We start from the raw sequence: 26,392 nt of genomic DNA, 5'->3' as shown, positions 1-26,392 counted from the left end.
GTCCCACAGGGGGGGGCGGTCAGGTACCGGGCACGCCTGCCTGCCATTGCGACCAATGGGTGATGATGTCCTGCACCAGGGCGTTGCCCGCGCGGTAGAGGTTGTCCAGCGCAGGCACGAAGCCGCCCTGGTCGGCGTACTTGAGCAGGTTGTCGACCTCGCTGTAACCCGGGTAGGGGCGGTCGAAGTCGGAGCCGGCGCGCACCACCGCCAGGCGCTGGATATCGACCCGGCCCAGGCGGCTGGCGCGCAGCAGCGCTTCATAGGTGGAGTTGTCTTCCTGCTGGGTCGTGCAGTAGGTGCCCTTGTTGTCGGTGAGCAGTCGGGTCCAGGCTTCGGCGCGTTCGCTCAGGCGGGTGCCGGAGTACCAGGTGTTGCCAGTCAGGGTGTCGCAGCGGGTCACCACGGGCGGCTGGTTGGCCGGCGGGTAGGGGTAGTGCTGGCGCCAGGCGGACGATGCCGGGCTTTCAGTCAGCGCGACGTTGCGTGACAGCGCGTAGGCCTTGGCCTGCAGCGCGGGGTTGAGTTCAAATACCTCGGTCTTGTAGTCCAGGGGGGGCTTCTGTTCAGGGTTCTGGGTATTGATGCCCAGGTAGCCGGTGGGCCACGCCTTGGGCGCATCCCGCGAATCCAGTTCCCACTGCGTGCCAAATTCGACCAGGTAGTGGGCCCACGCTGGCGTGCCGAGTGTGCCCTCGTGAGGGTTGATGCCGGCGATGCCCGCCACCACGAACCAGGTCTGGCGCAGGTCGAACTGGGTGGACAGTGCCAGGGCCAGGGTCGATGCCGCGGCGTTGGTCTGGCCCATGCCCGTGGTCATCAGGCACACCTGCTGGGCGTTGCACAGCACGTCGGGGTAGTCGGCGGACAGGCCAGGTACCGTCACCTTCTCGGTCAGTTGCAGGTGGTCGATCCACTGCTGTGCCTCGGGGGCGAACAGGGTGATCAGCATTACCTTGGGTTGCAGCGGCGCGGCCAGGGCGACCGAGCTGGCGGCGGCAACGGCCAGGCCGGCGAGGGGGGCGAGCAAGTGGCGCATGGAAGGTCCTTCTCAGGTCACAGGGGGGCACCGGACTATAGCAACGCGCCGCGTCGGTTTCGCGACACGGGGCAGGCGTCAGGCCTGCGCGGTCAGGTAATCCAGCACCACGCGGTTGAAGGTGGCGCTGTCGCTCACGCTGGACGCATGGCCGCCGTACTCGAGCAGGTGCAGGCGGCCATTGGGCAAGCCCTCGGCCAGCACCTGGGACCGCTGCCAGGGCACCAGCATGTCGTCACGGTTGGCCAGCAGCAAGGTGGGCGTCATGATCTGCGCCAAGTGGGCGTCGACGTTGAACGCCTGCAAGGCGGCGATGCGCTTGAGCAGGTTGGCCGGCTCCGGGAAATGCGCCAGGGCGTGGGCATCCTCCTCGGCCAGTTGGGCGCTGTTGGCGGCGATCCAGTCGGCGGGGTAAAGGAACAGCGCCTGGGCCTGCACATAGGCTGCCGGGCCACTGTGGTTGAGCAAATTCCTGCGTACCGCGAAGCATCGCGCGCTGTGCGGGTTAGGGCTGCTCCAGGCGTTGACCAGTACCTGGCTGCGCACCAGCGTCGGGCGCTGCAACCCCAGCTCCAGTCCCACCAGCCCCCCCAGGGCGTGGCCCATGAAGTGGCAGTGGCTCACTTCCAGCCGGTCAAGCAGGGCGAGCAGTTCGGCGGCCATGGTCGCGATGCTGTAGCCCTCGGGCAGCGTGGCCGGGCTGCGGCCGCTGCCGGCGTGGTCGTACACCAGCACGCGAAAACGCTGGCCCAGCTCAGTCATCTGCGGGCCCCAGAAGCGTGCGGAGCCCCCAAGGCCGGAGCTGAGCACCAGGACGGGGGCTTGCGGGTCGCTGCGACCCAGCCATTCGTAATACATAATATGATTATCCTCGGCCGACATGGGCGATGCTGGCGATCTCGATCAGCGCATCCGGTTTCACCAGCCCGCACTGGATGCAATACCGCGCCGGTTTCTCACCGGCGAAGTATTCGGCGTACACCGCGTTGATGGCCGCGTAGTCCGCCCAGTCGCGCAGCATGATCATGTTGAAAGTAACATCGTCGAGGCTGCCACCGGCAGTCTCCACCACGCCCTTGATAGTCTCCAGCACATGGCGCGTCTGGGCGGCGGCATCGCCCACATGCACCACGTTGTTATCTCTGTCGAAGGGTAGGGTGCCCGACACATACAAAATGCCATCGGCCAGGGAGCCCGGTACGAAGGGTGCGATGGGCGTGCCGGTGCCGGCGGGAATAATGGCTTTCTTGCTCATGGGCAATTCCTCTCAGGCGCTGGCGGTAGCGAAGGTGGTGCAGAAGTCCTCGACGCTGGACACCCAGCCGAAGAACGTCTCGATATTGAACAATGCCGCCTGCTGGGCGAAGGCCGGGCCGGCCTGATGGGTAGCATCGGCCAGTACCACGCCGAAGTACTCCAGGAAGAAACCGTCGCGCAAGGTGGACTCCACGCACACATTGGTGGCGATGCCGGTGAACACCAGGTTGCGAATGCCGCGGCTGCGCATCAGGCTGTCGAAGGGGGTATTGAAGAAGCCGCTGTAGCGGGTCTTGGGCACCAGCAGGTCACCAGGCAGCGGTTGCAATTCGTCCACCAGCTGGTAGTCCCAGCCGCCCTTGGCCAGCAGCGTGCCGTGCAGTTCGGGGCGCTGGCGCATGGTTTTCAGGGCGTTGGACTTGTGCCAGTTGGGTGAGCCTGGGCCGCCGGCTTCCATGTACTCGGCGTCCCAGCCGTTCTGGAAGAACACCACCGGCATGCCGGCGGCGCGCGCCGTGACCAGGGCCTTGCGGATATTGGCGATGACCGGGCCGGTGTTGCTCACATCGAACCCGGCCAGGTCCAGGTAACCTCCCACGCTGGCGTAGGCGTTCTGCATGTCGACGACCACCAGCGCGGTCTCGCTGGCCTTCAGGCTCAACGCTTCCGGGCGGGCCGGCAAGGTACGGGCAGGTAGCGGGTCGGCCGGCAGGGCGTAGCCGCTGAAAGGGGCAGGGGCGTTCATCAGGCGGTTTCCTTGAGCAGGTTGATGTGCTGGCGGCTGGTCATCAGCGGCTGAATCTTTTCGCCGAAGTCCTCCACCCCTTGCACGAAGTCATCGAAGGTCAGCATCACTCCCTGGGTGCCGGGCACCGACGCCACCTCATCGAGCATGTTCGCCACGCTCGCCCATGACCCCACCAGGGTGCCCATGTTGATGTTCACCGCTGAGGTCGGGTCGGCCATCTGGCGCATGTTCGAGCCGGGGCTCTGGTCGGCGGCGCCTTTGTCGGCTAGCCAGGCAATGGCTTCCTGGTCGGCGCCGGCCTTGTACAGCTCCCAGCGCTCGCGGGCTTGCTCGTCCGTGTCGGCGGCGATGACCATGAACAGCACGCACGAGGTGACCGCTCGCCCGGTTTTCGCGTTCGCCTGGATCAGGCGTTCAGCGGTGGGGGCAAAAGCGGTAGGGGTGTTCACGCCTTTGCCGAAGCAGAAATTGTAGTCGGCGTACTGTGATGAAAACGCCATGCCGGCGTCGCTCTGGCCGGCGCAGATCACTTTCATGTCGGCCTGCGGCGTGGGGCTGACCCGGCAGTCGTCCATGGTGAAGTAGTCGCCCTTGAAGTCGCTGCGCCCGGTATTCCACAGGTCGCGCAGTACCTGGGCGTATTCGGCCAGGTAGGCGTAGCGGGTGTGGAAGAACGCGTCGCCGGGCCACAGGCCCATCTGCTCGTATTCGGGCTTCTGCCAGCCGGTCACCAGGTTGACACCAAAGCGCCCGCCGGAGATCGAGTCGATGGTGCTGGCCATGCGCGCGACAATGGCCGGGGGCAGGGTCAGGGTGGCGGCGGTGGCGAACAGTTGAATACGAGAGGTCACCGCGGCCAGTCCTGCCATCAGCGTGAAGGACTCCAGGTTGTGTTCCCAGAACTCGGTCTGGCCGCCGAAGCCGCGCAACTTGATCATCGACAGGGCGAAATCGAAGCCGTAGTACTCGGCTTTCTGCACAATGGTCTTGTTCAGCTCGAAGGTGGGTTTGTACTGGGGCGCAGTGGTGGAAATCAGCCAGCCGTTGTTGCCGATGGGAATGAAGATTCCGACGTCCATGGGGCGATCCTCTTGCACGGGGCGGGAAAAAGGCTCAAGGGCACTAGCACTAACCAGGCCATCTTCATTTTCCTCTTTGCAGTCAACGGCTTGGTTTTTGCACCAGACCAAACGGTCCGTGCTGGAGCACCTGGTTTGTGCACGCCGCACAGCGTTGGGGCGGGGCGGGGTGGTTGCCACGGGCGTTGCGCGCGGTAAAGTGCGACTGTTGTTCAGCCGGTCAAAGGACGCCCCTGTGAAGAAAGAGCCCGCTGCCCCGGCCAAGGCCCGGCGCACTCCTAGCGCCGCCACCCTCAAGCGCCGCCACCGCTTGGTGGAGAGCAAGCGCACGGTCATTCTCGACGCCGCCCTGCAGCTGTTCTCGCGTTTCGGTGTGCATGGCACCAGCCTGGACCAGGTGGCCAGCCTGGCCGACGTCTCCAAGACCAACCTGTTGTATTACTTCAGCACCAAGGACGAGCTGTACCTGAGCGTGTTGCGCCAATTGCTGGAGGTATGGTTGCGGCCGTTGCGTGGTTTCAGCGCCGAACAGGATCCGCTGCAGGCTATCGGTGACTACATTCGCATCAAGCTGGAACTGTCCCGCGACCACCCCGCCGAGTCGCGGCTGTTCTGCCTGGAGATCGTCCAGGGTGCGCCGTTGCTGCTCAAGGAGTTGCAGGAGCCGCTGCGCGATCTGGTGGAAAGCAAGGTGCAGGTGATCCAGGCCTGGATCGACTCCGGGCAGCTAGCCGCGATCGAACCCCACCACCTGATTTTCTCCCTCTGGGCCACTACCCAGCACTACGCTGACTTCGCCAGCCAAGTGGCGGCGGTGACGGGCAAGGGCCTGAGTGACCCGGTATTTTTCCAGGAGGTGCTGGAGAATGTCCGGGGGCTGATCCTCAATGGGCTGCGACCCAGGCCCGCTGCGTAGTCCCTTCCTGCTCGCAACCCTGCATCGCCGCGCCAAGCGCTTCCTACAATGCTCAAAATCTGTAGGAAAGTTGTAACGAGTGTTGCCGTTCATCGGGGCCAGCCCCTACATCTGTAGGGGGTACAGCTTGCGCTAGCAAAGTTTGGATCCATCAATTTGGCGGCACGTTTGCCGAGGTTTTTAGGCATTTTTGTGGTTTTATCTGCGTTTAAGCGGATTGTGTCTTGATTGTGTCGAGCGTTTGACGATCCCGCCCTGGCCCCCTAGTATCGCCGCTCCCCAGCACCCCCCGACGCTTCAAGGATCGAATCGATGTTTGCTTCCAGCCCCCCCTCATGGCGCCCCTGGCTGTCGCTTCCAAACCGCTTCTGCCTGAACCTCTACCTCTAATTCCCGCTGCAACGAGTACCCGACATGGACGCCCGTCACCTTGCCTTCCTGGCCCGCCAGCCCTCGGCCGCTGTCGCGCCCCGCGACCGTTTCTGGGGCATGCCCAAGCGCGCCCTGGCCTTCCTGCTGGCCAACGTCATGTTCTGGCAGCCGCTGTGGGCCCAGGCCGATGGCATCGTGGTCAGCGGCCCGGGTACCACGCTGGGGACGGCGGGCAATGGCGTGCCGGTGGTCAACATCGCTGCGCCCAACGCCAGCGGGGTGTCCCATAACCAGTTCCAGGACTACAACGTCGGTAGCCAGGGCGTCATCCTCAACAACGCCACCGGCCGCACCCAGGCCACGCAACTGGGCGGCATCGTGCTGGGGAACGCCAACCTCAACGGCCAGGCCGCCAGCACCATCCTCAACGAGGTCACCGGCAACAACCGCAGCCAGCTCAAGGGCTACACCGAGGTGGCGGGGCAGGCCGCCCGGGTCATCGTCGCCAACCCCTACGGCATCACCTGCAACGGCTGCGGCTTCATCAACACGCCACGGGCGACCCTGACCACCGGCAAGCCGGTGCTCGACGGCAGCGGCCGGCTGGACCGCTTCCAGGTCGACGGCGGTAACATCGCCATCGAAGGCGCCGGCCTCGACGCGGGCAACATCGACCAGTTCGAACTGATCACCCGCACAGCGCAGATCAACGCTCGCCTGTACGCCAAGCACCTCACCGTGGTGGCTGGCCGCAACGACGTCAACGCCGACACCCTGCAGGCCACGGCCCGCGCCGACGATGGCTCGCAGAAGCCGGAACTGGCCATCGATAGCGCCGCTTTGGGCGGCATGTACGTGGGCGCGGTGAAGCTGGTGGGGACCGAGAAAGGCGTGGGCGTGCGCCTGGCCGGTGACCTGGCGGCCAGCGCCGGGGACGTGCAGATCGACGCCAACGGCAAACTGACCCTGGCCAGCGTCAGCGCCAACGGTGCCGTGGTAGCCAAGGCCTCGGGCATCGACGCCCAGGGCCCGGTCTACGCCGGTACCCGCGCCGAGCTGCGCAGCCGCGCCGACCTCACCAACGCGCAGAGCATCAGCGCCCGCGACAGCGTCACCCTCAGCGCCGACGGCCAGCTGAGCAACCGCGGCGTGATCGAAGCCGGCGTCAACGCCGACAACAGCCGCAACAGCCAGGGCGACGTGACCCTGCAAGCCGCCGACATCAGCAACAGCGCCAGCGTGATCGCCAGCCGCACCCTGGCCGCTACCGCCACCCACACCCTGGGTAACGACAACGGCGTAATCCAGGGCCGCGACGTCACCCTGACCACCGCCCAGCTCACCAACACCGGCAGCGGTGCGCGGCTGCGCGGGGAAAATAGCCTCAACCTCAACACCCCGGCCATTGCCAACCTGGGAGGCCTGATTCGCTTTGGTGCGGGCCAGAATGTCGACCTCAGCCTGGCGAGCCTGGACAACCGCGCCGGGCGCCTGGAAGTGGTGGGTGGCCAGTTCAAGGTAGTAGCCGCTAACTTCGACAACCGCGACGGCAGCCTGCTGGCCGACACCCTCGACCTGGACGCCCGCCGGTTGGATAACCGCGGTGGCGTGCTGGCTGCCAGCGTCGGCAGCGCCAAGGTCAAGACGGCTTTATTGGACAACCGCCAAGGCACCGTACAGGCCGCGACGCGCCTGGACGTCAGCGGCGGTGAACAGCGCAACAGCGCCGGCACGCTGCTGGGCGACGCCATCAGCGTCACCGCCGACAGCCTGGACAACAGCGCTGGCGGCCTGATCAGCGCCGCGCAGGGCGACCTGGCCCTGGCCCTGACCGGCGACTTCAACAACCAGAACGGCAGCGCCCAGGCCCGCCAGGCCCTGAGCATCAATGCCGGGGCCGTGGATAACCGCACCGGCACCCTGAGCGCGGACAGCGTCAGCGTCACCGCCGGCAGCCTGGACAACAGCGCCGATGGCCTGGTCAGCGCGGGCCAGGGCGCCATCGACCTGCGCCTGGCCAGGCAATTCAACAACCAGGCCGGCCGCGCCCTGGCCAAGACCCTGTTCAGCCTGCACGCCAGCACCGTCGACAACCGCGGCGGCAAGCTGCAAGGCCAGGCCCTGGTGCTCAATGCGCCGGCCGCCCGCCTCGACAACCGTGGTGGCAGCCTGCTGTTCGATACCCTGAATATCGCTGCCGGCAAGCTCGATAACCGTGACGCCGGCCTCATTGCCACGGGCATTGGCGGCGCCACCCTGACGCTGGCCAGCCTCGACAACAGCGGTGGTCGTATCCAGGGCGATGGCAGCTTGCTGATTAGCGCTCCCACGCTCGACAACCGCGCTGGCGTCATCACTGGCCAAGCCGTCACGCTCACCACTGATGCCCTGGACAACAGCGCCAAGGGCGCCATCCTCGGCAACGGCGGCACCGTGCGCCTGACCGTCGACGGCGTGCTGAACAATGCCACCGGCACCATCGATGCCGCCAACCAACGCCTGTTGCTGACCAGCTTCACCCAGCTGGACAACCGCAACGGCAGCCTCGGCGGCAACCGCGTCGACATCAGCGGCACCCAGCTGGACAACAGCCAGGGCGGGCAGATCACCGCCGGCGCCGAGGGGCTGCAGATCACTGCCGCAACCGTGCTCAACCAGCAAGGCCTGTTGTACGCCAAGGGCGGCGCCGTGACCCTCGACCTGGCGGATGGCACCTTGCAGAACCAGGGCGGCAGCGTGGTGGCCGACAGCCTGGACGTGACCGCGGGCCACCTGGACAACAGCGCCGACGACAGCCGCGCCGGCATGCTCTCCAGCATCGTCGGCGCGCTCAAGCTCAAGGTCGCGCAATTGACCAACCGCGCCGGCACGCTGTTCGCCAAGGGCAAGCTCAGCCTCGACGGCCAGCAGCTCAACAATGCCAACGGCGGCGAAATCAGCGGCGCCAGCCTGGCCATCGACCTGGGCGGGCAACTGCGCAACCAGGGCCTGATCGAGGCCCTTGGCGGCCTGAGCATCAACGCCGCCAGCCTCGACAACAGCGGGCGCATCAGTGGCCTGGGCGGCGCCCGCAGCCAGTTCACCATCGGTGGCGCGCTGGTCAACAGCGGCACCCTGAAATTCAACAGTGACGTCTTCAGCCTCACGGCTGGCAGCCTCGATGGCGGCCCGGGCAGCATCAACGGCACCGGCCGTTCCGACTGGCACCTGGGCACGGCGAGCAGCGTAGGCCGCGCCCAGTTCGACGGGACCTTCGCCATCACCAGCGGCGGCGCCCTGGCCGTACTGGCCGGTGACCGCCTGGCCACCACCGACAGCCTCATCCTGAACGTCGGCAGTTTGGACAACGCGGGCGAACTGGTCAGCGACCTCGACATGACCCTGCTCGCGGCCGGCGACCAGGTCAACCGTGGCCTGCTGTCCAGCCAGGGCCACCTGCGCGTCAACGCCCGCGACTTCAGCCAGGTGGGCGGCCGCCTGACCAGCGCCGGCAATACCACCCTGACCCTGACCGGCGACCTGGCCAACGCCGGCCGCCTGATCGCCGGCAACGACCTGACCATCAGTGCCACCGGCATCAGCAACGACGGCACCCTGGGCGGTCAGGGCCACGTCAGCCTCAGCGCCCGGCAAACCATCAGCAACAACGCCGATACCCTGCTGTTCGCCGGCGGCGACCTGGCCCTGCGCGCCGACCGTTTCAGCAACACCTATGGCGAGCTCTACAACCAGGGCAACCTCAGCTTCGCCGCCTACGACGGCGGCCGCGCCAGTGCCTTCAGCAACCTCTCCGGCAGCGTGCAAAGCCTGGGGCGCATCGACCTCAACGCCGTCAGCATCGAAAACGCCAAGGCCCAGTTCGAACTGGCCCAGGCCGTGGTCAGCGGCACCCTGGAATGGAAGTGTGGCCAGCACTGCGGCGGCCACGACTCGTTCAAGCGCGGCAGCATCACCATCACCAAGGCGCTTGAAGAAAGCGTGCTGCTGGACTCGCCCATGGCGCGGCTGATCGCCGGCAGCGACATGACCCTCAACGCCAGCGACGTGCAGAACCGCTACAGCCTGCTGGCCGCCAACGGCGACCTGACCCTCAACGCCGACACCCTGCTCAACCAGGGCGCCTCCTCGCGCAGCGGCAGCCAGGTGATCGTCATCGCCACGCCCCAGCGCATCAGCACCGGCTACTGGGACCAGATGCAGTACGTCGACGTGCCCGCGTTCAACGCCGCGGTCGCCGCCGGCCACTTCGACGAAAGCCGCTTCAACGAACTGATCGCCCGCTCCAGCGACAGCCGCTTCCAGCAGCAGAGCGACGTCACCACCTGGACACCTGACAGCACCCATAACTACACCAGCACGATCCAGTCCGGTGGCACTGCCACCCTGAACGTCACCCAGAGCGTGCAGAACGGCACCCTGCTGGAGCAGACCCTGGCGCAACTGACCGGCACCCTGGACAACGAGGCCACCCAGAAGGTGGGCGCCGTGGTGCTGCAACTCAGCCCCGAGCGCAGCGCCGCCACCCCGGTGGCGGCCAAGGACGTGCAGCGTGTGGAGCGCATCGACACCGACGGCACCGTGCACGTCAGCTTCATCCCGGTGGACTTCACGGGCGTACCTTTCGCCGCCGTCGACCCCACCGCGTCCACCAGCTTCCGCCTGCCCCAGGGCGAATACGGCCTGTTCGTCCCCAGCCAGAACCCGCAAAGCCACTACCTGATCGAAACCAACCCGAACCTCACCGACCCCAGCCGGTTCATGAGCTCGGACTACCTGCTCGGCCAGCTGGGCTTCAGCGCCGACGAAGCCGCCCGCCGCCTGGGCGACGGGCGCTACGAAAGCCGCCTGATCAGCGACGCCGTGGTGGCCCAGACCGGCCAGCGCTTCCTGGCCGCCAGCCTGACCAGCGACTACGACCAGTACCGCTACCTGATGGACAACGCCCTGGCCAGCAAGGACGCCCTGAACCTGAGCGTCGGCGTGGGCCTGAGCGCCCAGCAGGTGGCGGCCCTGACCCACGACATCGTGTGGCTGGAAAACCGCGTCATCGACGGCCAGAACGTGCTGGTGCCGGTGCTGTACCTGGCCCAGGCCGACGAGCGCAACCTCAACGGCGGCAGCCTCATCCAGGGCCGCAACCTGAGCCTCATGGCCGGCAGCGACCTGGTCAACGTCGGCACCCTGCGCGCCAGCGAAGACCTCAGCGCCAGCGCCGGCGGCAGCCTGTACAACGGCGGCGTGGTCGAGGCCAACGAGCGCCTCAGCCTGCTGGCCCAGGACAGCATCCGCAACGCCCTGGCCGGCGACATCCGCGCCAGCCAGGTCAGCCTGCAAACCCTCAAGGGCGACATCGTCAACGATCGCACCGCCATCGCCGTCAACGACGGCGCGGGCATGCGCACCCTCACCGATGCCGGCGCGCGCATCGCCGCGGGCCAGACGGTAAACGTCACGGCCGGGCAGGACCTCACCAATCATGGGGCGATCAGTGCTGGCGGCGACGCCAACCTGAACGCTGCGCGGGACATCAACCTGGTGGCGGTGCAGGACGTCAGCGAGAAGCATGAGTTTCACAATGGGGGGCATGATTCCAGTGTCACCAGCGTCGTGAACAACCTGAAGTCGACGGTCACCGCTGGCGGCAACCTTTCGCTGGACGCCGGCCGCGACCTGAACGCGGTGGCGGGGCAGGCACATGCCGACAAGGACCTGACCGCCAGTGCCAGTCGTGACATCAACCTGAACTCGGCCGTTGACGTCAACGACCTGCACACCTTCAGCAAAAGCGGGCACAAGCGCGTCACCCGGGAAAACAACCAGACCCAGCAGCAGGCCAGCGAACTGAGTGCAGGCGGCAACGTGGTTGCTGTGGCCACCAACGACATGACCCTGGCCGCCAGCAAGATCAGCGCCGGTGACCAGGCCTACCTGTACGCCGGCCAGCAGTTGAGCGTGGTGGCGGGTGAGAACAGCACCGGCACGCTGTACGACATGAGCAAGAAAACCCGTACCAGCAAGAAGAGCCAGCTGGACGAAGTGCTCAACACCACCAACGCCGGCAGCCTGGTCACCAGCGGCAAGGGCACCACCGCTGTCGCCGGCCAGGACCTGCTGATTCGTGGCAGCGAAGTGTCGGCCGACACCGGCGAAGTCCGCTTGCAGGCCGTCAACGACGTCGCCATCGTCGCTGGTCAGGACACCACCACCGCGCGCCATGAAAGCAGCAGCAGCAAAAGCAGCTGGGGTGGCCTGAAAGCCAGCAAGGTCAAGGACAAGGTCAACGAAGCCCAGACTACTGCCGTGGGCAGCCTGGTCTCCGGCGACACCGTCAACATCAGCGCCGGGCGCGATGCAGCGGTACAAGGTTCGTCGTTGGTCAGCACCGATGACATCAACGTGCTGGCGGGCCGCGACCTGAGCGTCGACGCCGCCGAAAACACCTTTAAGCGCACCGAATACCACAAGGAGAAAACCCGCGATCTCACCGGTATAGCAACGGCCAACATGGGTGGGCTCGACGACATCGCGGGCAGTCTTCACCTGTCCATCGGCCAGCAGAAGCACATCGGCAACGCCAGTGGAACCACCCTGGCCGGCAGCACCATCGGTTCCAGCGCGGGCAACGTCAACCTGAGTGCGGGCCGCGCGCTGAGCGTGGTCGGTAGCAACCTGGTCAGCACCCGCGACATGACGCTGACGGGTGCCGATGTGCGCATTGCTGCAGGCATGGAAACCGCCAGGCAAAGCAGCGTCGACACGTCCAGTCGTGTCGGGGTGGGCCGCGTGATCGGTGGCACGGTCGTCGATACGGTCAAAAGTATCCGCAATGACGTGCAGGCAGCCCGTCAGGCCGACGACAAGCGCTTGGCTGCGGTCAAGGGGGCGCAGGCTGCACTGTCGCTGTACAACGCCGTCGGCAGCTCCAGCGCCGGAGCTGCAAACGAGTCCGAGGGGCGGCCGGCGAACAGTGGCGGCTCGCTCATCAAGATCGGCCTTGAAGTGGCGGCCACGCACAGTAAAAGCACCAGTGACTACAGTAGCCAGACCGCCAAGCCTTCTACGTTGACTACTGGCGCCAACTTGTCGGTGATCGCCACCGGCGACCAGGCGGGCGCCAACGGTGACATCGACATCGTCGGTAGCCAGCTCAAGGCCCAGCAAACGCTGTTGATGGCCAAGAACAACATCAACCTGGAAAGCGCGCAGAACACCCAGGAATGGAGCAATCACGATAGCCACAACAAGCTGGCCATCGGCGCCAGTTTCAACATCGGCTCGCAAAACGGCTTCACTCTCGACCTGGGGGCCCAGACCGCGAAGGGCCTGGGCACCGGCAGTGAGCTGACCCAAGTCAACACCACTGTCGACACCTCCACGCTGATCCTGCAGAGCGGCCAGGACACCACCCTGGCCGGCGCCCAACTGCGTGCCGACACCGTCAAGGCAGACATCGGCGGCAACCTCAACATTGCCTCGCGTCAGGACGAAGCCGACAGCAAGAACAAGCAGACCAGCGGCGGCTTTGGCGGCAGCATCTGCGTGCCGCCGTTCTGCTACGGCTCCACCGTCACTGCCAGCGGCAACCTGGCGGCCAGCAACACCAAGTCCGACTACGCCGCCGTCACCGATCAGACCGGCCTGTTCGCCGGCACCGGCGGCTACGACATCCACGTCGGCGGCACCACCCGCCTGGATGGCGCGGTCATCGCCAGCGACGCCACGCCGGACAAGAACCGCCTGGACACCGACCGGCTGATCGTCAGCGACATCAAGAACAAGAGCAACGTCAAAAGCTCTGCGGCCGGCATCAGCCTGTCCTACAACGGCAGTGAAGGCGGGGTAGGCGGCAGCGTGCCGCTGATGCTCACTGACAACGATGCCAGCCACACCCGCAGCGCCATCAGCGAAGGCACCATCACCGTCCGCAACCCGGAAGGCGCCAACGACCTGGTCGGCCTGAACCGCGACACCGCAGGCGCCAACGAACAACTGGACCGCCCCGACCTGAAGGTGATGCAGGAACGCATCGACCTGATCCAGAGCACGGTGCAACTGGGCCAGAGCGCAATCGAGACCGTGGCCGCGGCCAAGCGCAAGGACGCACAGGAACAAAGCAAGAAAGCCTCCACGCCTGAGGAAGTGGCGGCGGCGAATGCCGCCATCAAGGATGCCAGCGACTGGTCGCTGGGCGGCGACAAGCGGCTGCTGGCGGACGTGGCCACCGGCCTGATCGCCGGGGCGTTGGGCGGGGCCGGCGGCACCACGAGTGTTGGGATCCTGGCCAATACCACGGCGGCGGATACCTACAAGGCGATTGGTGACTACGCCAACCGGCAGGAGCTTTACGCGATCGATGACGCTACCCGCGCCGCCTGGTCTGAAGGAGGTGCGGCCCGCACGCTGATGCATACCTTGGCCGGGGCGCTACAGGGCCTGTCCGGCGGCAACCCGCTGGCCGGTGCGACAGGCGCCGCAGCGTCGGCCACTCTCATGCCGCTGGTGGACGATGCACTGAAAGCCAGTGGCATCACCGATGAAACCCAGCGCAACTCCCTGGCTTCCGTCATCGCCGCCGGTGTCGGGATTGGCGCCGCGGGTGCTACGGGGCAGTCGACGGCTGGCCAGATCACCGGGGCCCAGGTGGCCGCAAGCGTAGATCACTACAACCGCCAACTGCACCCCAAGGAAATCGCGCTGCTCAAAGCGCAGGCGTCAGCGTTGGCCCAGGCAGCCAACATCAGCGACGCCGAGGCTGAAGACCGCTTGGCCAAGGCGTTGGCGTACTACGTGGACGCCGGTTGGCACGCGGTGATTGCCCGCCACGAAGACGCCCCGGACAGCACCACCCTGAAGTACCTGGGCATCGCCCTGGCGCCACTGGGCAGCACCTACGACACCCCGCTGCTGGTCAACGGTTTACCTTCAGCCGCGCCGGAGAAGGTGTACACCCCGGGCGAAATTGTTGTGCTGGTGCAGGCCTACCAACTGCTGCATGGCGACCAATACCAGGACAAGCTGATCAATTCGGAGTACCTCAACCCTGGCTTCGATGTAGCCAGCAATGAGGACTACCGGTTCTACGAGAAAAACCTCAACTACTCCGCGGATGGGTACAGGGCCGTATCGGGTTCGCTGACAGGGACGACGCAGGGCTACAAGGAGGCCATCACCGAAACGGCGGGTAACTACTGGGCGCTGGCCAACAGCCTGACGAACGACTTTTTCGGTACGGTCGGCAGTGTGTCGTCGGGCGTTGCCAACGGGCTGGTCGCGGCGGTATCGACGGACCAGGCGTGGAACAGCTATTGGGAGAAGCACGATACCACCAAGGTGCTGGAAGCGCTGTACGACTTTCAGGGTGACGCGGCGGCGAGCGCGGCGGTGAAGGCCAAGGATGAAGCCGGCTTGATGCTGGATGCGATTCCGGCGAACCGAGTCGGCAAGTTGGCAGAGGTTGCTGCCAAGGTTGAGGCGCAGGTTGTCAAGCAGGCGGTTCTGCCTGCCGGATATCGCGAAGGTACGGGCGTGGGGGCTGGGTTCCCTACTACGGCGTTGCTGCCGGAGGGGTATCGCAGGGTGCTGAATACCAAGACCGGTGGTGTTGAGGTCTTGGGGAGTGATGGTACGCTGTACTTGGAGACTGCTGCTGGGTTGAAGACGAAGGCGGGTGGTAACCTGCGGGAGTTGGTTGAGGCTGAGAAAAGGATTGCTAGTGCAAAAGCGACAGGCCAGATTGTACCTGACGTAATTAGTCCTACTTATCGAGAACTTCAGGGATTAAACAAAGGGTTCCAAGCGCATCACACTTTGCCTCAATATTTGGGGAAGATGCTGGGGTATACGAAAAATGACATGCTGGATCATCCAGCGACTCTAATTACCCAGTACTCTCATACGGGAAAGGTGAATCCTGATGCTATGCATAAAGCGATAAGTAAGTATTTGCCTCCCGTGGTAGGTGGTAAGCCGGCTACGTATACTTCTGGGCAAATAAGCTCGGGGTTGCAGAAAGCCTATGACGATATAGGGCGGCCCGAATTGTTTGACTCGATCAAGCACTTGATTAAATAGGTATGCAAGCGTGAATGATAAGCAGATATATGATTTGGGTGTTAATGATCTTTTTTGCTATGGCGTTTGGTACTTTCCTATGGATGAATCTGCGGAAGATGAGCTAACAGTCCGCCCTCTCCTTGATAAGGAAACTTGTACTGACGCTCAAGTAATCGTTCGCGCTAGTTTTGTTGGGAGCGATGGTTCTAGTTACTTAGGCTATCTGTACTGGGATGGTGGTGGGGAAGTTGAGTACTTAAAGCCTGTCATTCTACTTGATGATGGCTCCTTTGTTACATTCTGGAATGGGATAGTTGAGCCGTCTTGGGCAGACTACTCTGCAAGAGCTCAACAGCTAAGGAGCGGACTTCCTTTCTCATATGTTTCAGAATGTCTTCTCGAGCTGCCTGAAATTTCAGGGAGGCTTGAGGGGCTATATTATTTAGATGAGGATCACATTTCCTGGGTAAGTTGATGGTGCAAAAGGCGCAGGGATTGCTCAGAAACAACTAGTCCTGTGGTTGTCAGTGGTACGCGGGCAATTGATAAAGTGCAAAGTTGCGAGAGTGGTCTTCGAGATCTATATGGTAGTGTTCCATGTGCGGAACGTCAGTATACAACTGTTATCAATGGGCAGCGTGTTAACGGTGTTGCGGACAATGTGACTATTGTTAATGGGCAGCGGACGGCTGTTGAAGCTAAGTTTGTAGAAGACTGGGGTAGCTCGCTTCGAAACCCTACTAGCCCAGTGGGCTCAAAGCCTTGGTCGGCTGTTAAGCAGACAAAAATGGTGGGCCAGGCGAAGAAATATTCATCCGGTTTCGAGGGTGGCGTTATTTATCATGCGAATAGTCAAGAGCTAGCAAGTCACTATTCGCAAGTGTTTAATGATGCAGGCGTGAAGAACTTAAAGCTTGTAATTGCACCGGTAAAAAATTGAGGTGATATTTTGACTAACCATATAGAAGAACTGGAAAAGGTTTTAGGAGGGAAGTTAGAAAGGTTTGATGCTAGAGTCGTTCCTGGAACGGATGGTGCAACCACCAGAGAGGCTATTTATTTTTCTGAAGATGGGAAAAATAAATTTCGCAAGCAATTTAAAAATATAACATGTTTTGCTGAACCGCCGAATGCAGCTAGTGGTGGGATCAACGAGGCTGGATGCAGCATCACTCCGACACATGGCCCGCTCTTTCATGCTGTCGTATATCACGGTGATTTTGACGGCTGGAGAAAGGATATCGAAGCCGGTGCAGAAGGCCTTGGTTTGCTGCTGGCCCGAATCGAAGGTGATCAATTTGTTATTTCCGATGGCCGCTCGATCCCTCTGTCAGATTGCAAAATAGAGTTTTCTTGAACACTGCTCACCCTCAACACCGGCCTCGCGCCGGTGTTTTTGCACCCTATCTGCACCCTTTTCCAGGGTGCCGATTAGGCTGAGCATGATCGGCTCAACTCGGCCAACACCCCACCTACGACCCACCCGGCGGCGTAGGGGTTGTTCCCGACAAGTGGGTCGAGCAGTATGGCGAGTCGGTAGCGACCAAAAAGCTTCGCGAGATAGGCGCTATCTCCAACGACGCGGACCTGAATGCAGATCAATGGCAGGCGTTGGAGCGTTACGCCACTGGTGGGGTGGATACCAGCACCGTAGACTTGGATGTGCTGTTGGCGGTCGTGCCCGGGGCCAGCGCGGCGAAGGGCGGGGTACGGGCTGTTTTGCAGGCGCTCGCGGAGGCTCGGGCGGCTGGGGCGTCTGCGAAGAGCGCGGCTCAGGTTGAGTTGGGTAGTGCAAAGGCGGTAGCGGAGGCTCGGGCGGGTGAGGCGTCTGCGCAGGGCGCGGCTCGGGGTGAGCAGGGTAGTGAGCAAGCGATAGCGGAGGCTCGGGCGGCTGAGGCGTCTGCGCAGAGCGCGGCTCGGGGTGAGCAGGGTAGTGAGCACGCGATAGCGGAGGCTCGGGCAGCTGAGGCGTCTGCGCAGAGCGCGGCTCGGGGTGAGCAGGGTAGTGAGCACGCGATAGCGGAGGCTCGGGCGGGTGAGGCGTCTGCCCAGAGCGCGGCTCAGGGTGAATTGGGTAGCGCAAAAGCGATAGAGGAAGCTCCCAAAGCTACTAGTCTTACCACTATTACGGACGAGATGAACGCTGATCCTTACCATCCGGATTGGCAGCGTTACGTGGGGGGTGAGCCGAGAGCGGTTGGAGCGGATGTTGTTAGTGGAGGTGCAAAAGGGATTCAGAAGGTTCCTGGTTTTGGAGAGGTAGATGACTTCTTTGCAGCACAGTCGTCTAACCTCAACAAAAAACTGGGAACAAAAATTGGTGAGGGTCGGCTACCCTATGAAACAAGCAGGGCCGGTGTAGAGTTGGCTAAAGCGACGGTTAAAGAAACCTTAGAGAACGTTACGTCTGTGAGTCCATTGATCCCCAGCTCAACTGTGCGAGGAAATTATGACCTCATTCATGTGTACAGCATCAAAACTAATAGCACCGTAAGTCTGCGAGTATTGCCAGATGGGAAGTACGAGTTTGATACGCTGATTCCAGAGAAGTCGTCTAAATTTTAATATGGAGGCGAAAAGCTGTGCTGATCAATGAGGTATTGCATGATGTCAGATTTCGCTCATTCTTTATGACTGGAAATTTGGTTTGTGAGTTTTTGGTATTGTTTTTTAATGTTTCTAACTCTGGGTGGGTGTCATTAACAATTAGCGAGGGCGTGTCAAGGTTTTTGAAGTTGGATTCGGATCCGGAATTGCTGGAGTTGTCTGAGATAAATGACGATTTTGCGTACCCGATTAAGTCGTTAAGTGGGTTGGGTAGGTATCTAGGGTTGAAAATTTTGTCGGTATATGAGTACAGGATTAGTGATGTCGAAGAAGGTTGTATTGGAGTGTATTTGAATTTTGGAAGCTGCGGGCTTAGTGTGATTGAGTCTGGTGGGTGTCTATCAGTTGTAGATGATATGGTTAGATTTTCTGATAGTAAGATTTTACTTCTTGAAGTGAGAGTTTAGTTGGTGCAAAAGAAATAGGAGTCGCAGGCCAAAAGCTACCATCCGCTTTGGAGAGTTTAGAGAGGAGATGATACTTAATTTCGATGATTGGGGGAACGCGGGCTTAAAGAGGTTTTTAGCTGCAATGGAAGCCTGGATTAGGTCAATGGATAGGTATGTAATAAACTCTGGCGATATTGATGTTGCTAGTCGTGGGTGGAGTATTTTTGCAAAGATATTGTGTGCGTCGAAAATTTATGAGTGGTTATTCTGCATAGGCTTCACTCAGAACCAGTCTCGGTTCTTCGTTCGCCGCTCGAGTGGGTGGTGAGGCGAGAGCGGTTGGAGCGGATGTTGTTAGTGGAGATGCAAACGCTACTGCTACAACGGGAGAAGTTGTAGCTAAGGCACACAAATGCCCAAGCTGCATTGAGAGCGAAACTATCAGGACTACAAAAAGCTCAAGAGACAGCAACGGTCACTAGAACACTGCCTGATGGCCGTATTCATTACTACAAACAAGAGGTTCCTGCAAGGACAAAAGGACCTACTCGAGGTGCTTCTTTCGCCGCGGAGTTTGATCCTAGAACGGGCAGTACGAGGCAATGGATGGAAAGCTATGACCATGCAGGAGAAGTAATCCGTGTCCACCCGAAAAGTATTAATGGGCAGCCGGTTGATGCTCAGCACTATCCTCCGACCGGAGCGGAGTTAAAGAGTTGGGGGCAGCAATGAGCATGGAAGATATAGTGGCTGACAGACTTAGAAGAGCAGTTGCTGATGGATTTGATATTTTTAAAATATCAAAAGAGGCGCTTGATATTTACCAAGATCCAAACCTCTCTCTTACAAAAGCTGTAGGCAGTGCGTTGTTGTCACTAATGGCAATGGTCGAAGGGCCAGAGTTTGAGATGACAGAAAAAGAATTTTATGATTTTTTATCTGATATTCGCCAGGCGTAGTTTTTCAATATGCTCAGCTTGAAAAAGCGAGATAGGCGCTATCTCTAACGACGCGGACCTGAATGCAGGTCACTGGCACGAGTTGGAGCGTTACGCCACTGGTGGGGTGGATACCACCACCGTAGACTTGGATGTGCTGTTGGCGGGCGTGCCCGAGGCCAGCGCGGCGAAGGGCAGGGTGCGGGCTGTTTTGCAGGCGCTCGCGGAGGTTCGGGCAGTTGGGGCGTCTGCGAAGAGCGCGGCTCAGGTTGAGTTGGGTAGTGCAAAGGCGGTAGCGGAGGCTCGGGCAGCTGAGGCGTCTGCGCAGAGCACGGCTCCGGGTGAATTGGGTAGCGCAAACGCGATAGAGGAAGCTCTCAAAGCTACTAGTCTTACCGCTGTAACGGACGAGATGAGCGCTGATGCGTACCATCCGGATTGGCAGCGTTACGTGGGTGGGGAGCCGAGAGCGGTTGGAGCGGATGTTGTAGAGATAGGTGCAAAAGCGATTGATTCAGCTGAAGTGCCGGCTATTTCGGCCGTTGCGCGCGTTGGACTGAGAGACGATCTGGCAGCCCAAGCAGGTATTCCTCGAAATATTGCTGAGTCGCCGGCGAGCATGTGGGGTAAATCGATTGATGATATCAAACAGTCGCTAATGCTTGATGGTGCGAGCCTTACGCCGAAAGCACCATTAGCAGGTACTTCAGGTAGGGCTCAGGTCTTTAACGTTGAGGGGCACCCGACTATAAAAGAGGTAGAGTTTCATCCGGGCGGCGGAACCCACGGTGATAGTCCGTACTATAAGCTTGTTGGTACTGAGAAGGTCGGAAATAAAAACATTGAGATACGGGTAATCGATCCGTCGCGTGATTTAGTCCGGGTACCATTACGAATTATCAAAAATATTATGATACCCAAGGAAATCGCCTGCGGTATGAGGGTGGTAATGGGAAAAGCTGGGGATGATCTATGAAAAACTTATTCCCTAATCTGTACTCTAACCTTGTACCAGGTATAGCAGCAGCAGGATTCTCTTTAGGTGAGTCATTTTCCAATGTTAGCGAGAAAGTGGGGAAGGTTGAGTGGTATGGTCCGGATGTACCAGTTCGTGATGTTCTCCTTGAAAATAAGTCTTGGGTCGGTATTCAGAGGAGAATCGGTTTTGGTAATGAGTTTTTGCTATCGTATCGGTTTATGAATGAGGTGGTCTCGCTGTACTTTGAGGGTAGCGGGAGGCTTTATAGGATTTCCGTGGGTGAAGGGTATTGCGGGAGGTTTAATGGTGTGGGTGTGGGGAGTGATCTTCGAAGCTTAGAAAAGGAATTTGATATTTTATTTAATGATGTGGATGATCATTTTCTTATAAGGAAGAATGGGGGTATATTGACGGGGATTAGCTTTGTTAGTGACTATAGAGCTTCCTTGGAGGATGCGCCGGAACAAATCATCAAGTTGGTGTCGATACACGACTGGTCTCTTCGGTAGGAGTGGTGGCTGGGCCGCATCTTTTCATGAGCTGAACGTAAGTGGTGGTTGACCAATCAGTTCAATGATTACGGATTTTTCCATTGTTTAAACAGGTCGAAGTTGAAACTGATGGGCTGGGGTTTGGCTTGCTTAAGGGGGTAGTTCGATATTTAACGTTTAAAGGATGGCCTAGATCGAATATAGCTCTCAAAGGCCGTGATTTAACAGGTTATACAGTGCAGTGGTATGGCAAGTCGGTGGCGACCAAAAAGCTTCGCGAGATAGGCGCTATCTCCAACGACGGGGACCTGAATGCGGATCACTGGCACGCGTTGGAGCGTTACGCCATTGGTGGGGTGGATACCAGCACCGTAGGCTTGGATGTGCTGTTGGCGGTCGTGCCCGGGGCCAGCGCGGCGAAGGGCGGGGTGCGGGCTGTTTTGCAGGCGCTCGCGGAGGCTCGGGCAGCTGGGGCGTCTGCGAAGAGCGCGGCTCAGGTTGAGTTGGGTAGTGCAAAGGCGATAGCGGAAGCTCGGGCGGGTGAGGCGTCTGCGCAGGGCGCGGCTCCAGGTGAATTGGGTAGCGCAAAAGCGATAGAGGACGCTCCCAAAGCTACTAGTCTTACCACTATTACGGACGAGATGAACGCTGATCCTTACCATCCGGATTGGCAGCGTTACGTGGGGGGTGAGCCGAGAGCGGTTGGAGCGGATGTTGTTAGTGGAGGTGCAAAAGGCGCAGGTGCCGCTGGGAGTGATGTTGGAAAGGTTGTAACAGTCAGCAAAAGCCGCTTTCCTGAGTCAGCACCACACATCGAAGACGCTATTGACGCGGGTAAGCCTGACACTCTGACCATAGATCGCGCGAATACGGCATCAAATAGGCGTGATTCTTTGCGCGGTATTGAAACCAAACTGTAGTGGTCAACTGATCCCGGACACTGCGTTAAGTTTTTCCTCGGCAACGGCAGGCGCCAAGCCGTCGTTGAACTGATGTGGTCGCCGCCAGTTGTACCGCTCCATTAGGAAACGTCCAATATCTTGTTTAGCCAACACGGCGCTCATGTAGCCCACCGTCGGTATCCATTCAGTTTTCAGGCTACGAAATAGCCGCTCCATCGGCGCGTTGTCGTGGCAGTTGCCGCGCCGACTCATGCTCTGTGTGAAGCGGTATCGCCATAGTCTCTGGCGGAAACTTCGACTGCCGTATTGGCTGCCCTGATCGCTGTGAAATAGCACATCCTGAGGCCGGCCACGCTGCTCATAGGCCATATCCAATGCCTTGATCACCAAGTCAGCGTCAGGCTTGACTGAGAACGCCCAGCCTACGACCCGGCGCGCATACAGATCGATCACCGCTGCCAGATAGTGCCATCGACCTTCGGCCCAAACGTACGTGATGTCACCGCACCAGACCTTGTTGGGGGATGCCACGCTGAACTCTCGATCAAGTACGTTCGGTATATCAGGTCGCTCCACGGTGGCCTTTTTGTAGGCATGGGAGCCCGGTTGTTTGCTGATCAGGTTCATCTCGCGCATCAACTTACGTACCTTGAATCGCCCGATTTTGCATGCCGTCCTCTTTCATCATCAGCATGATGCTTCTACTGCCCGCAGCGCTTCGGCTTTGAGTAAACAGTTCGTTCACGCGGCTGCGCAAAATCACCCGTTCGGCATCAGGGGATCGGCGTTTTCGACAGTATGCGTAGTAGCAAGATCTGGTGACTTCAAATACCGAGCACAACAGATCAACCGGCTCCTCGGAGCGAAGCTGATCGACTAACGCGAGCGCTCGTGCTCCTCGGCCATCAAGAGCGCGGTAGCCTTTTTTAGGATCGATTTCTCCCGTTCCAGACGATTGATTCGGGCTTCCAATTCTTGGATTTTTTGCTGCTCAGGTGTTAACGCTTTGCTGGTCGGGGTGACACCGCCACGTTCTTGCTGGAGCTGGTTCACCCAGCGACGCAAGGCCGACTCAACCAGCCCAAGCGAACGGGCTGCCTCGGTATGGCTGTAGCCTTGATCGAGCACCAGGCACGCAGCCTCGCGCTTGAACTCAGGGGTAAAGGTACGACGTTGCTTGGTCATCAGACACCTCTCTGTGGCGAGCATTCTCGCCTAAATGGGTGTCCGGTTTCATTAGACCACTACACTTTGAGGTTTCTTTGGACTTTGAAAAAGGCATCGTCACATTGCAAGATGTTCTTTCCGCTGGAGAGAGCAGCTTTCTTGATATACCGATACGTGATTTTATCTCTGCTTGCGGTTTGAATGGCTGACGTGCGGGGACATTCCTTGAGTCTCCCGCCGTCCCCTCAACCCGAACCCTCCCTCACAAACCCCACGAATGCCTTCAACGCCGCCGGCAAATGCCGGCGCCCCGGGTAGTACAAAAACGGCCCGCTGAACGTTTGCCACCATGGCTCCAGTACGGGCTCCAGCGCGCCGCTGGCCAGGTACGGCTCAAGCCAGTCTTCGAACAGATGGATAACCCCCAAGCCTTGCACCGCGGCATCCACCGCCAAGTCGACGGCGCCGCCGATGCGTACTTTCAACGGCCCAGTGGGCTCGACCTGCACCACTTCGCCGTCCCGTTCGAACGCCCACGCCGGCATCAGGCCGCTGCTGAATTGTCCGCGCAAGCAGGCATGGTCCAGCAATTCGCGTGGGTGAGTGGGGCGGCCATGGATGTCCAGGTAGGCCGGGGCCGCTGCGGTGGCGAAGCGTTGGCGACGCGGGCCGATGGGCACGGCAATCATATCCTGCTCCAGGCGCTCGTCGTAGCGGATGCCTGCGTCACACCCGGCGGCGAGGATGTCGACGAAGCTTTCTTCGACAATGACCTCCACCTTGATCTCGGGAAAGGCCTTGAGGAATGGCGTAAGAATGCCCGGCAGCACCAGCCGCGCGGCGCTTAGCGGCACGTTGAGCTTGAGGGTGCCGCTGGGGCGTTCGCGAAAGCCGTTGACCACGTCTAGGGCGGCCTGCACCTCGGCGAGGGCAGGTACCAGGCGCTCCAGCAGCCGGGCTCCAGCCTCGGTGGGGGCGACGCTGCGGGTGGTGCGGTTCAGCAGCCGCACCCCAAGGCGTGCCTCGGCACGGCGCACCGCGTCGCTCAGGCTGGACGCCGACTTGCCGCTGGCACGGGCGCCCTCACGAAAGCCACCGGCCTGGACCACGGCGTGGAAGGCAAACAGGTCCTGCAGATCGTTGTTCATTGTGCGCTCATCCGTACGGCCTGTGCCGATTCCACTGTATTTTCACACAGTCGGTCAATGCCTATAGTCAGTGGCGTACCCACCGAGGATTCACCCATGAGCACATTGCGTTTCACTTTGGGCCACCGCAGCGTCAACCGTTTGGGCTATGGCGCCATGCAACTGGCCGGCCCGCAGGTATTCGGGCCGCCGAAGGATCATGCCGGAGCGCTGGCAGTGTTGCGTGCGGCCATTGAGGCAGGCGTCGACCACATCGACACCAGCGACTTTTATGGCCCTTATGTGACTAATCGGTTGATCCGAGAAGCCCTGGCGCCGTACCCCCAGGACGTGGTGATTGTCACCAAGGTGGGCGCCCGCCGTGGTGACGACGGCGCCTGGTTGCGGGCCGACAGCCGACAGGAACTGATCGACGCGGTGCACAGCAACCTGCGCCACCTGGGGCTGGATGTACTGGAAGTGGTGAACATGCGGGCTTGGGGCACGCTGCATGCGCCGGACCAAGCGTCTATCGAGGCGCCGTTCACGGTCCTGGCCGAACTGCAGCAACAGGGCCTGATCCGCCACCTGGGCGTCAGCAATGTGTCGGCCACGCAAGTGGCCCAAGCGCGGGCGATAGCGCCGGTGGTGTGCGTGCAGAACCATTACAACCTGGTGCACCGTGACGATGATGCGCTGATCGATGCGTTGGCGGCGGATGGCATTGCTTATGTGCCGTTTTTCCCGCTGGGCGGGTTCACGCCGTTGCAGTCGTCGACGCTGGATGAAGTGGCCCGGCAACTGGGCGCCACGCCCATGCAGGTGGCGCTGGCGTGGTTGCTGCAACGTTCGGCGAATATTCTGCTGATACCCGGGACTTCATCGGTGGGGCATTTGCGGGAGAATCTGGCCGCGGCGGAGGTGGGGCTGTCCGCGCAGGTGGTGAGGGTGCTGGAGGGGGAGTGAGGGAGATTGGGAAAGGCGAAGCCATGCACCCTGAATCGCCTCTTGAATCAATGACCTACGCCTAAAAAACACGCTCCTCGCGACCACTCGCCGCTTTCACCTTGCGCCGCCAATCCACCTGGAGTACAAATGTACTCCATGACTACTCTATCCCCAAAACGCGCCGCCATACTCACTTTCATCCGCGATCGCATTGCCGATCACGGCCAGCCGCCGAGCCTGGCGGAAATCAGCGAGGCCTTCGGGTTTGCCTCGCGCAGTGTGGCGCGCAAGCATATCGTGGCCTTGACCGAGGCCGGTTTCATCGACGTCACGCCCAACCAGGCGCGGGGCATTCGCCTGGCGCGGCATCAGCGCCGCCCCGAAGTGCTGGAGATTCCGGTGCTGGGTCGGGTGGCGGCGGGGCGGCCCATCGACCCGGACGTGGGCGTGCACGACCACCTGGTGTTCGATGCGCGGATGTTTGCCCGCACGCCGGACTTTCTTCTGCAGGTGGCCGGTGACTCGATGATCGGCGACGGTATCCTGGACGGCGACCTGGTGGGCGTGAAGCGCCAGCGCGATGCCCGCAACGGCCAGATCGTGGTGGCCCGCCTGGACGGCGAGGTGACCATCAAGCGCCTGGAGCTGAACCGCGACAGCGTCAGGCTGATGCCGCGCAACCCCGACTATGCACCCATTGTCGTCGACGCCGAGCAGGAACTGGTGATCGAAGGCATTTTCTGTGGCCTGGTGCGTCGCTGATGGGCGCGGTGGTCAGCCTCGAGGGCCTGCTCGACGAGCGGCGGGTGTGGAAGGGCCGTGCCCAGGTTCGGCCAGCGGCCGCCCAGCCCACGGGCCATGCCGCCCTGGACCAGGCCTTGCCCAGCGGTGGCTGGCCGCCTTCGGCCCTCAGTGAAATTCTCTTGCCCGGCGCCGGCAGCGGCGAATTGCGCCTGCTGTGGCCAACCCTGGCACGCCTGAGCCAGGCCGGCGAGCGCGTCGTGCTGGTGGCGCCGCCTTTCATTCCGTACCCGGCGGCCTGGGAAGCGGCCGGGGTCGACCTGCGCCAACTGGCGATCATCCAAGCCCAGGGCACCGAAGCCTTGTGGGCTGCCGAACAGTGCCTGCGCTCGGGCAGCTGCGCCGCGGTGCTGTGCTGGCCGGACAAGGCCGATGACCGCGCCTTGCGACGTTTGCAGGTGGCCGCCGAGACTGGCCAGACCCTGGCCTTCGCCTGCCGACCGCGGCAAGCGGCCAGCAACCCCTCGCCAGCAGCCCTGCGCATTGCCATCGACCTGCGCCCGGCGCAGTTGCGTGTGCTCAAGTGCCGCGGCGGCCTGGTGCCGGCCACGCCTTTGGCGTTCAGCGCCTGAGGTTGCC

The 26,392-nt window shown here is 61.3% G+C and carries 20 protein-coding genes and 1 pseudogene; 14 read left to right on the top strand and 7 right to left on the bottom strand.

Annotated features, from left to right (window positions below; all coding sequences use genetic code 11):
- Positions 1-19: 19 nt before the first annotated feature.
- From HWQ56_RS15575 to rutA, 5 genes are all read right to left on the bottom strand, one after another.
- Positions 20-1,039, bottom strand: a complete 1,020-nt coding sequence (locus HWQ56_RS15575; RefSeq protein ID WP_176571077.1) for a purine-nucleoside phosphorylase — start codon at positions 1,037-1,039, stop codon at positions 20-22.
- 78 nt (positions 1,040-1,117) lie between these two features.
- Positions 1,118-1,897 carry a pyrimidine utilization protein D gene (gene rutD, locus HWQ56_RS15570; RefSeq protein ID WP_176571076.1) on the bottom strand — a complete coding sequence of 260 codons (780 nt, stop codon included), beginning with the start codon at positions 1,895-1,897 and terminating at the stop codon, positions 1,118-1,120.
- A gap of 7 nt (positions 1,898-1,904) precedes the next feature.
- Positions 1,905-2,294 (bottom strand): pyrimidine utilization protein C, encoded by a 390-nt coding sequence (rutC, locus tag HWQ56_RS15565; RefSeq protein ID WP_158157898.1) that lies wholly within the window; start codon positions 2,292-2,294, stop codon positions 1,905-1,907.
- A gap of 12 nt (positions 2,295-2,306) precedes the next feature.
- Positions 2,307-3,041: a pyrimidine utilization protein B gene (rutB, locus tag HWQ56_RS15560; RefSeq protein ID WP_176571075.1), complete on the bottom strand. Its 735-nt coding sequence runs from the start codon at positions 3,039-3,041 to the stop codon at positions 2,307-2,309.
- Positions 3,041-4,123, bottom strand: a complete 1,083-nt coding sequence (rutA, locus tag HWQ56_RS15555; RefSeq protein ID WP_176571074.1) for a pyrimidine utilization protein A — start codon at positions 4,121-4,123, stop codon at positions 3,041-3,043. Before rutA ends, rutB begins: the two co-directional genes overlap by 1 nt.
- Positions 4,124-4,358: 235 nt before the next feature.
- Between rutA and rutR the strand changes: the two genes are divergently transcribed.
- The 11 genes from rutR (at position 4,359) to HWQ56_RS15505 (ending at position 21,788) form a co-directional block, all read left to right on the top strand.
- The gene (gene rutR / locus HWQ56_RS15550) at positions 4,359-5,039 is read left to right on the top strand and encodes an HTH-type transcriptional regulator RutR (RefSeq protein ID WP_233270981.1); all 681 of its coding nucleotides are present in this window, start codon (positions 4,359-4,361) and stop codon (positions 5,037-5,039) included.
- 414 nt (positions 5,040-5,453) lie between these two features.
- On the top strand, positions 5,454-15,482 hold the full coding sequence (locus tag HWQ56_RS15545) for a hemagglutinin repeat-containing protein (protein ID WP_176571073.1): 10,029 nt from the start codon (positions 5,454-5,456) through the stop codon (positions 15,480-15,482).
- Between the two features lie 10 nt (positions 15,483-15,492).
- A complete protein-coding gene (locus HWQ56_RS15540; protein ID WP_176571072.1) occupies positions 15,493-15,939 on the top strand; it encodes a hypothetical protein in 447 nt (148 codons plus the stop codon).
- Positions 15,940-16,125: 186 nt separating this feature from the next.
- A complete protein-coding gene (locus HWQ56_RS15535) occupies positions 16,126-16,404 on the top strand; it encodes a hypothetical protein (protein WP_176571071.1) in 279 nt (92 codons plus the stop codon).
- 9 nt (positions 16,405-16,413) lie between these two features.
- On the top strand, positions 16,414-16,821 hold the full coding sequence (locus HWQ56_RS15530; RefSeq protein ID WP_176571070.1) for a hypothetical protein: 408 nt from the start codon (positions 16,414-16,416) through the stop codon (positions 16,819-16,821).
- Between the two features lie 779 nt (positions 16,822-17,600).
- Complete coding sequence (locus tag HWQ56_RS15525) at positions 17,601-18,029, top strand: hypothetical protein (RefSeq protein WP_176571069.1); 429 nt, start codon at positions 17,601-17,603, stop codon at positions 18,027-18,029.
- Between the two features lie 516 nt (positions 18,030-18,545).
- Positions 18,546-18,788 carry a DUF7660 family protein gene (locus HWQ56_RS29465; protein ID WP_425331908.1) on the top strand — a complete coding sequence of 81 codons (243 nt, stop codon included), beginning with the start codon at positions 18,546-18,548 and terminating at the stop codon, positions 18,786-18,788.
- A gap of 400 nt (positions 18,789-19,188) precedes the next feature.
- Entirely contained in the window at positions 19,189-19,419 is a 231-nt protein-coding gene (locus HWQ56_RS15520) for a hypothetical protein (RefSeq protein ID WP_176571068.1), read from the top strand.
- A gap of 82 nt (positions 19,420-19,501) precedes the next feature.
- A complete protein-coding gene (locus HWQ56_RS15515; protein ID WP_176571067.1) occupies positions 19,502-20,374 on the top strand; it encodes a hypothetical protein in 873 nt (290 codons plus the stop codon).
- Positions 20,371-20,886 carry a hypothetical protein gene (locus HWQ56_RS15510; protein ID WP_176571066.1) on the top strand — a complete coding sequence of 172 codons (516 nt, stop codon included), beginning with the start codon at positions 20,371-20,373 and terminating at the stop codon, positions 20,884-20,886. The genes HWQ56_RS15515 and HWQ56_RS15510 overlap by 4 nt, the downstream gene beginning before the upstream one ends.
- 83 nt (positions 20,887-20,969) lie before the next feature.
- The gene (locus HWQ56_RS15505) at positions 20,970-21,788 is read left to right on the top strand and encodes a hypothetical protein (RefSeq protein WP_176571065.1); all 819 of its coding nucleotides are present in this window, start codon (positions 20,970-20,972) and stop codon (positions 21,786-21,788) included.
- A gap of 3 nt (positions 21,789-21,791) precedes the next feature.
- On the opposite strand, the pseudogene HWQ56_RS15500 reads toward HWQ56_RS15505, so the two are convergent.
- Together HWQ56_RS15500 and HWQ56_RS15495 are read right to left on the bottom strand one after the other, a co-directional pair.
- Positions 21,792-22,955, bottom strand: a pseudogene (locus HWQ56_RS15500) (IS3 family transposase).
- 227 nt (positions 22,956-23,182) lie between these two features.
- Complete coding sequence (locus tag HWQ56_RS15495) at positions 23,183-24,085, bottom strand: LysR family transcriptional regulator (protein ID WP_176571064.1); 903 nt, start codon at positions 24,083-24,085, stop codon at positions 23,183-23,185.
- 96 nt (positions 24,086-24,181) lie between these two features.
- Between HWQ56_RS15495 and HWQ56_RS15490 the strand changes: the two genes are divergently transcribed.
- The 3 genes from HWQ56_RS15490 to imuA all read left to right on the top strand — a co-directional run bounded on the left by HWQ56_RS15490 (position 24,182) and on the right by imuA (position 26,385).
- Positions 24,182-25,030, top strand: coding sequence for an aldo/keto reductase family oxidoreductase (locus tag HWQ56_RS15490; protein ID WP_176571063.1), 849 nt, complete (start codon positions 24,182-24,184; stop codon positions 25,028-25,030).
- A gap of 129 nt (positions 25,031-25,159) precedes the next feature.
- Complete coding sequence (lexA, locus tag HWQ56_RS15485; RefSeq protein WP_158157921.1) at positions 25,160-25,774, top strand: transcriptional repressor LexA; 615 nt, start codon at positions 25,160-25,162, stop codon at positions 25,772-25,774.
- Complete coding sequence (gene imuA, locus HWQ56_RS15480) at positions 25,774-26,385, top strand: translesion DNA synthesis-associated protein ImuA (protein WP_158157922.1); 612 nt, start codon at positions 25,774-25,776, stop codon at positions 26,383-26,385. Before lexA ends, imuA begins: the two co-directional genes overlap by 1 nt.
- The last annotated feature ends 7 nt before the right edge of the window (positions 26,386-26,392 follow it).

This window comes from Pseudomonas eucalypticola (assembly GCF_013374995.1).
GTDB classification, from domain to species: domain Bacteria; phylum Pseudomonadota; class Gammaproteobacteria; order Pseudomonadales; family Pseudomonadaceae; genus Aquipseudomonas; species Aquipseudomonas eucalypticola.
This window is presented reverse-complemented; position numbering and strand designations above follow the sequence as displayed.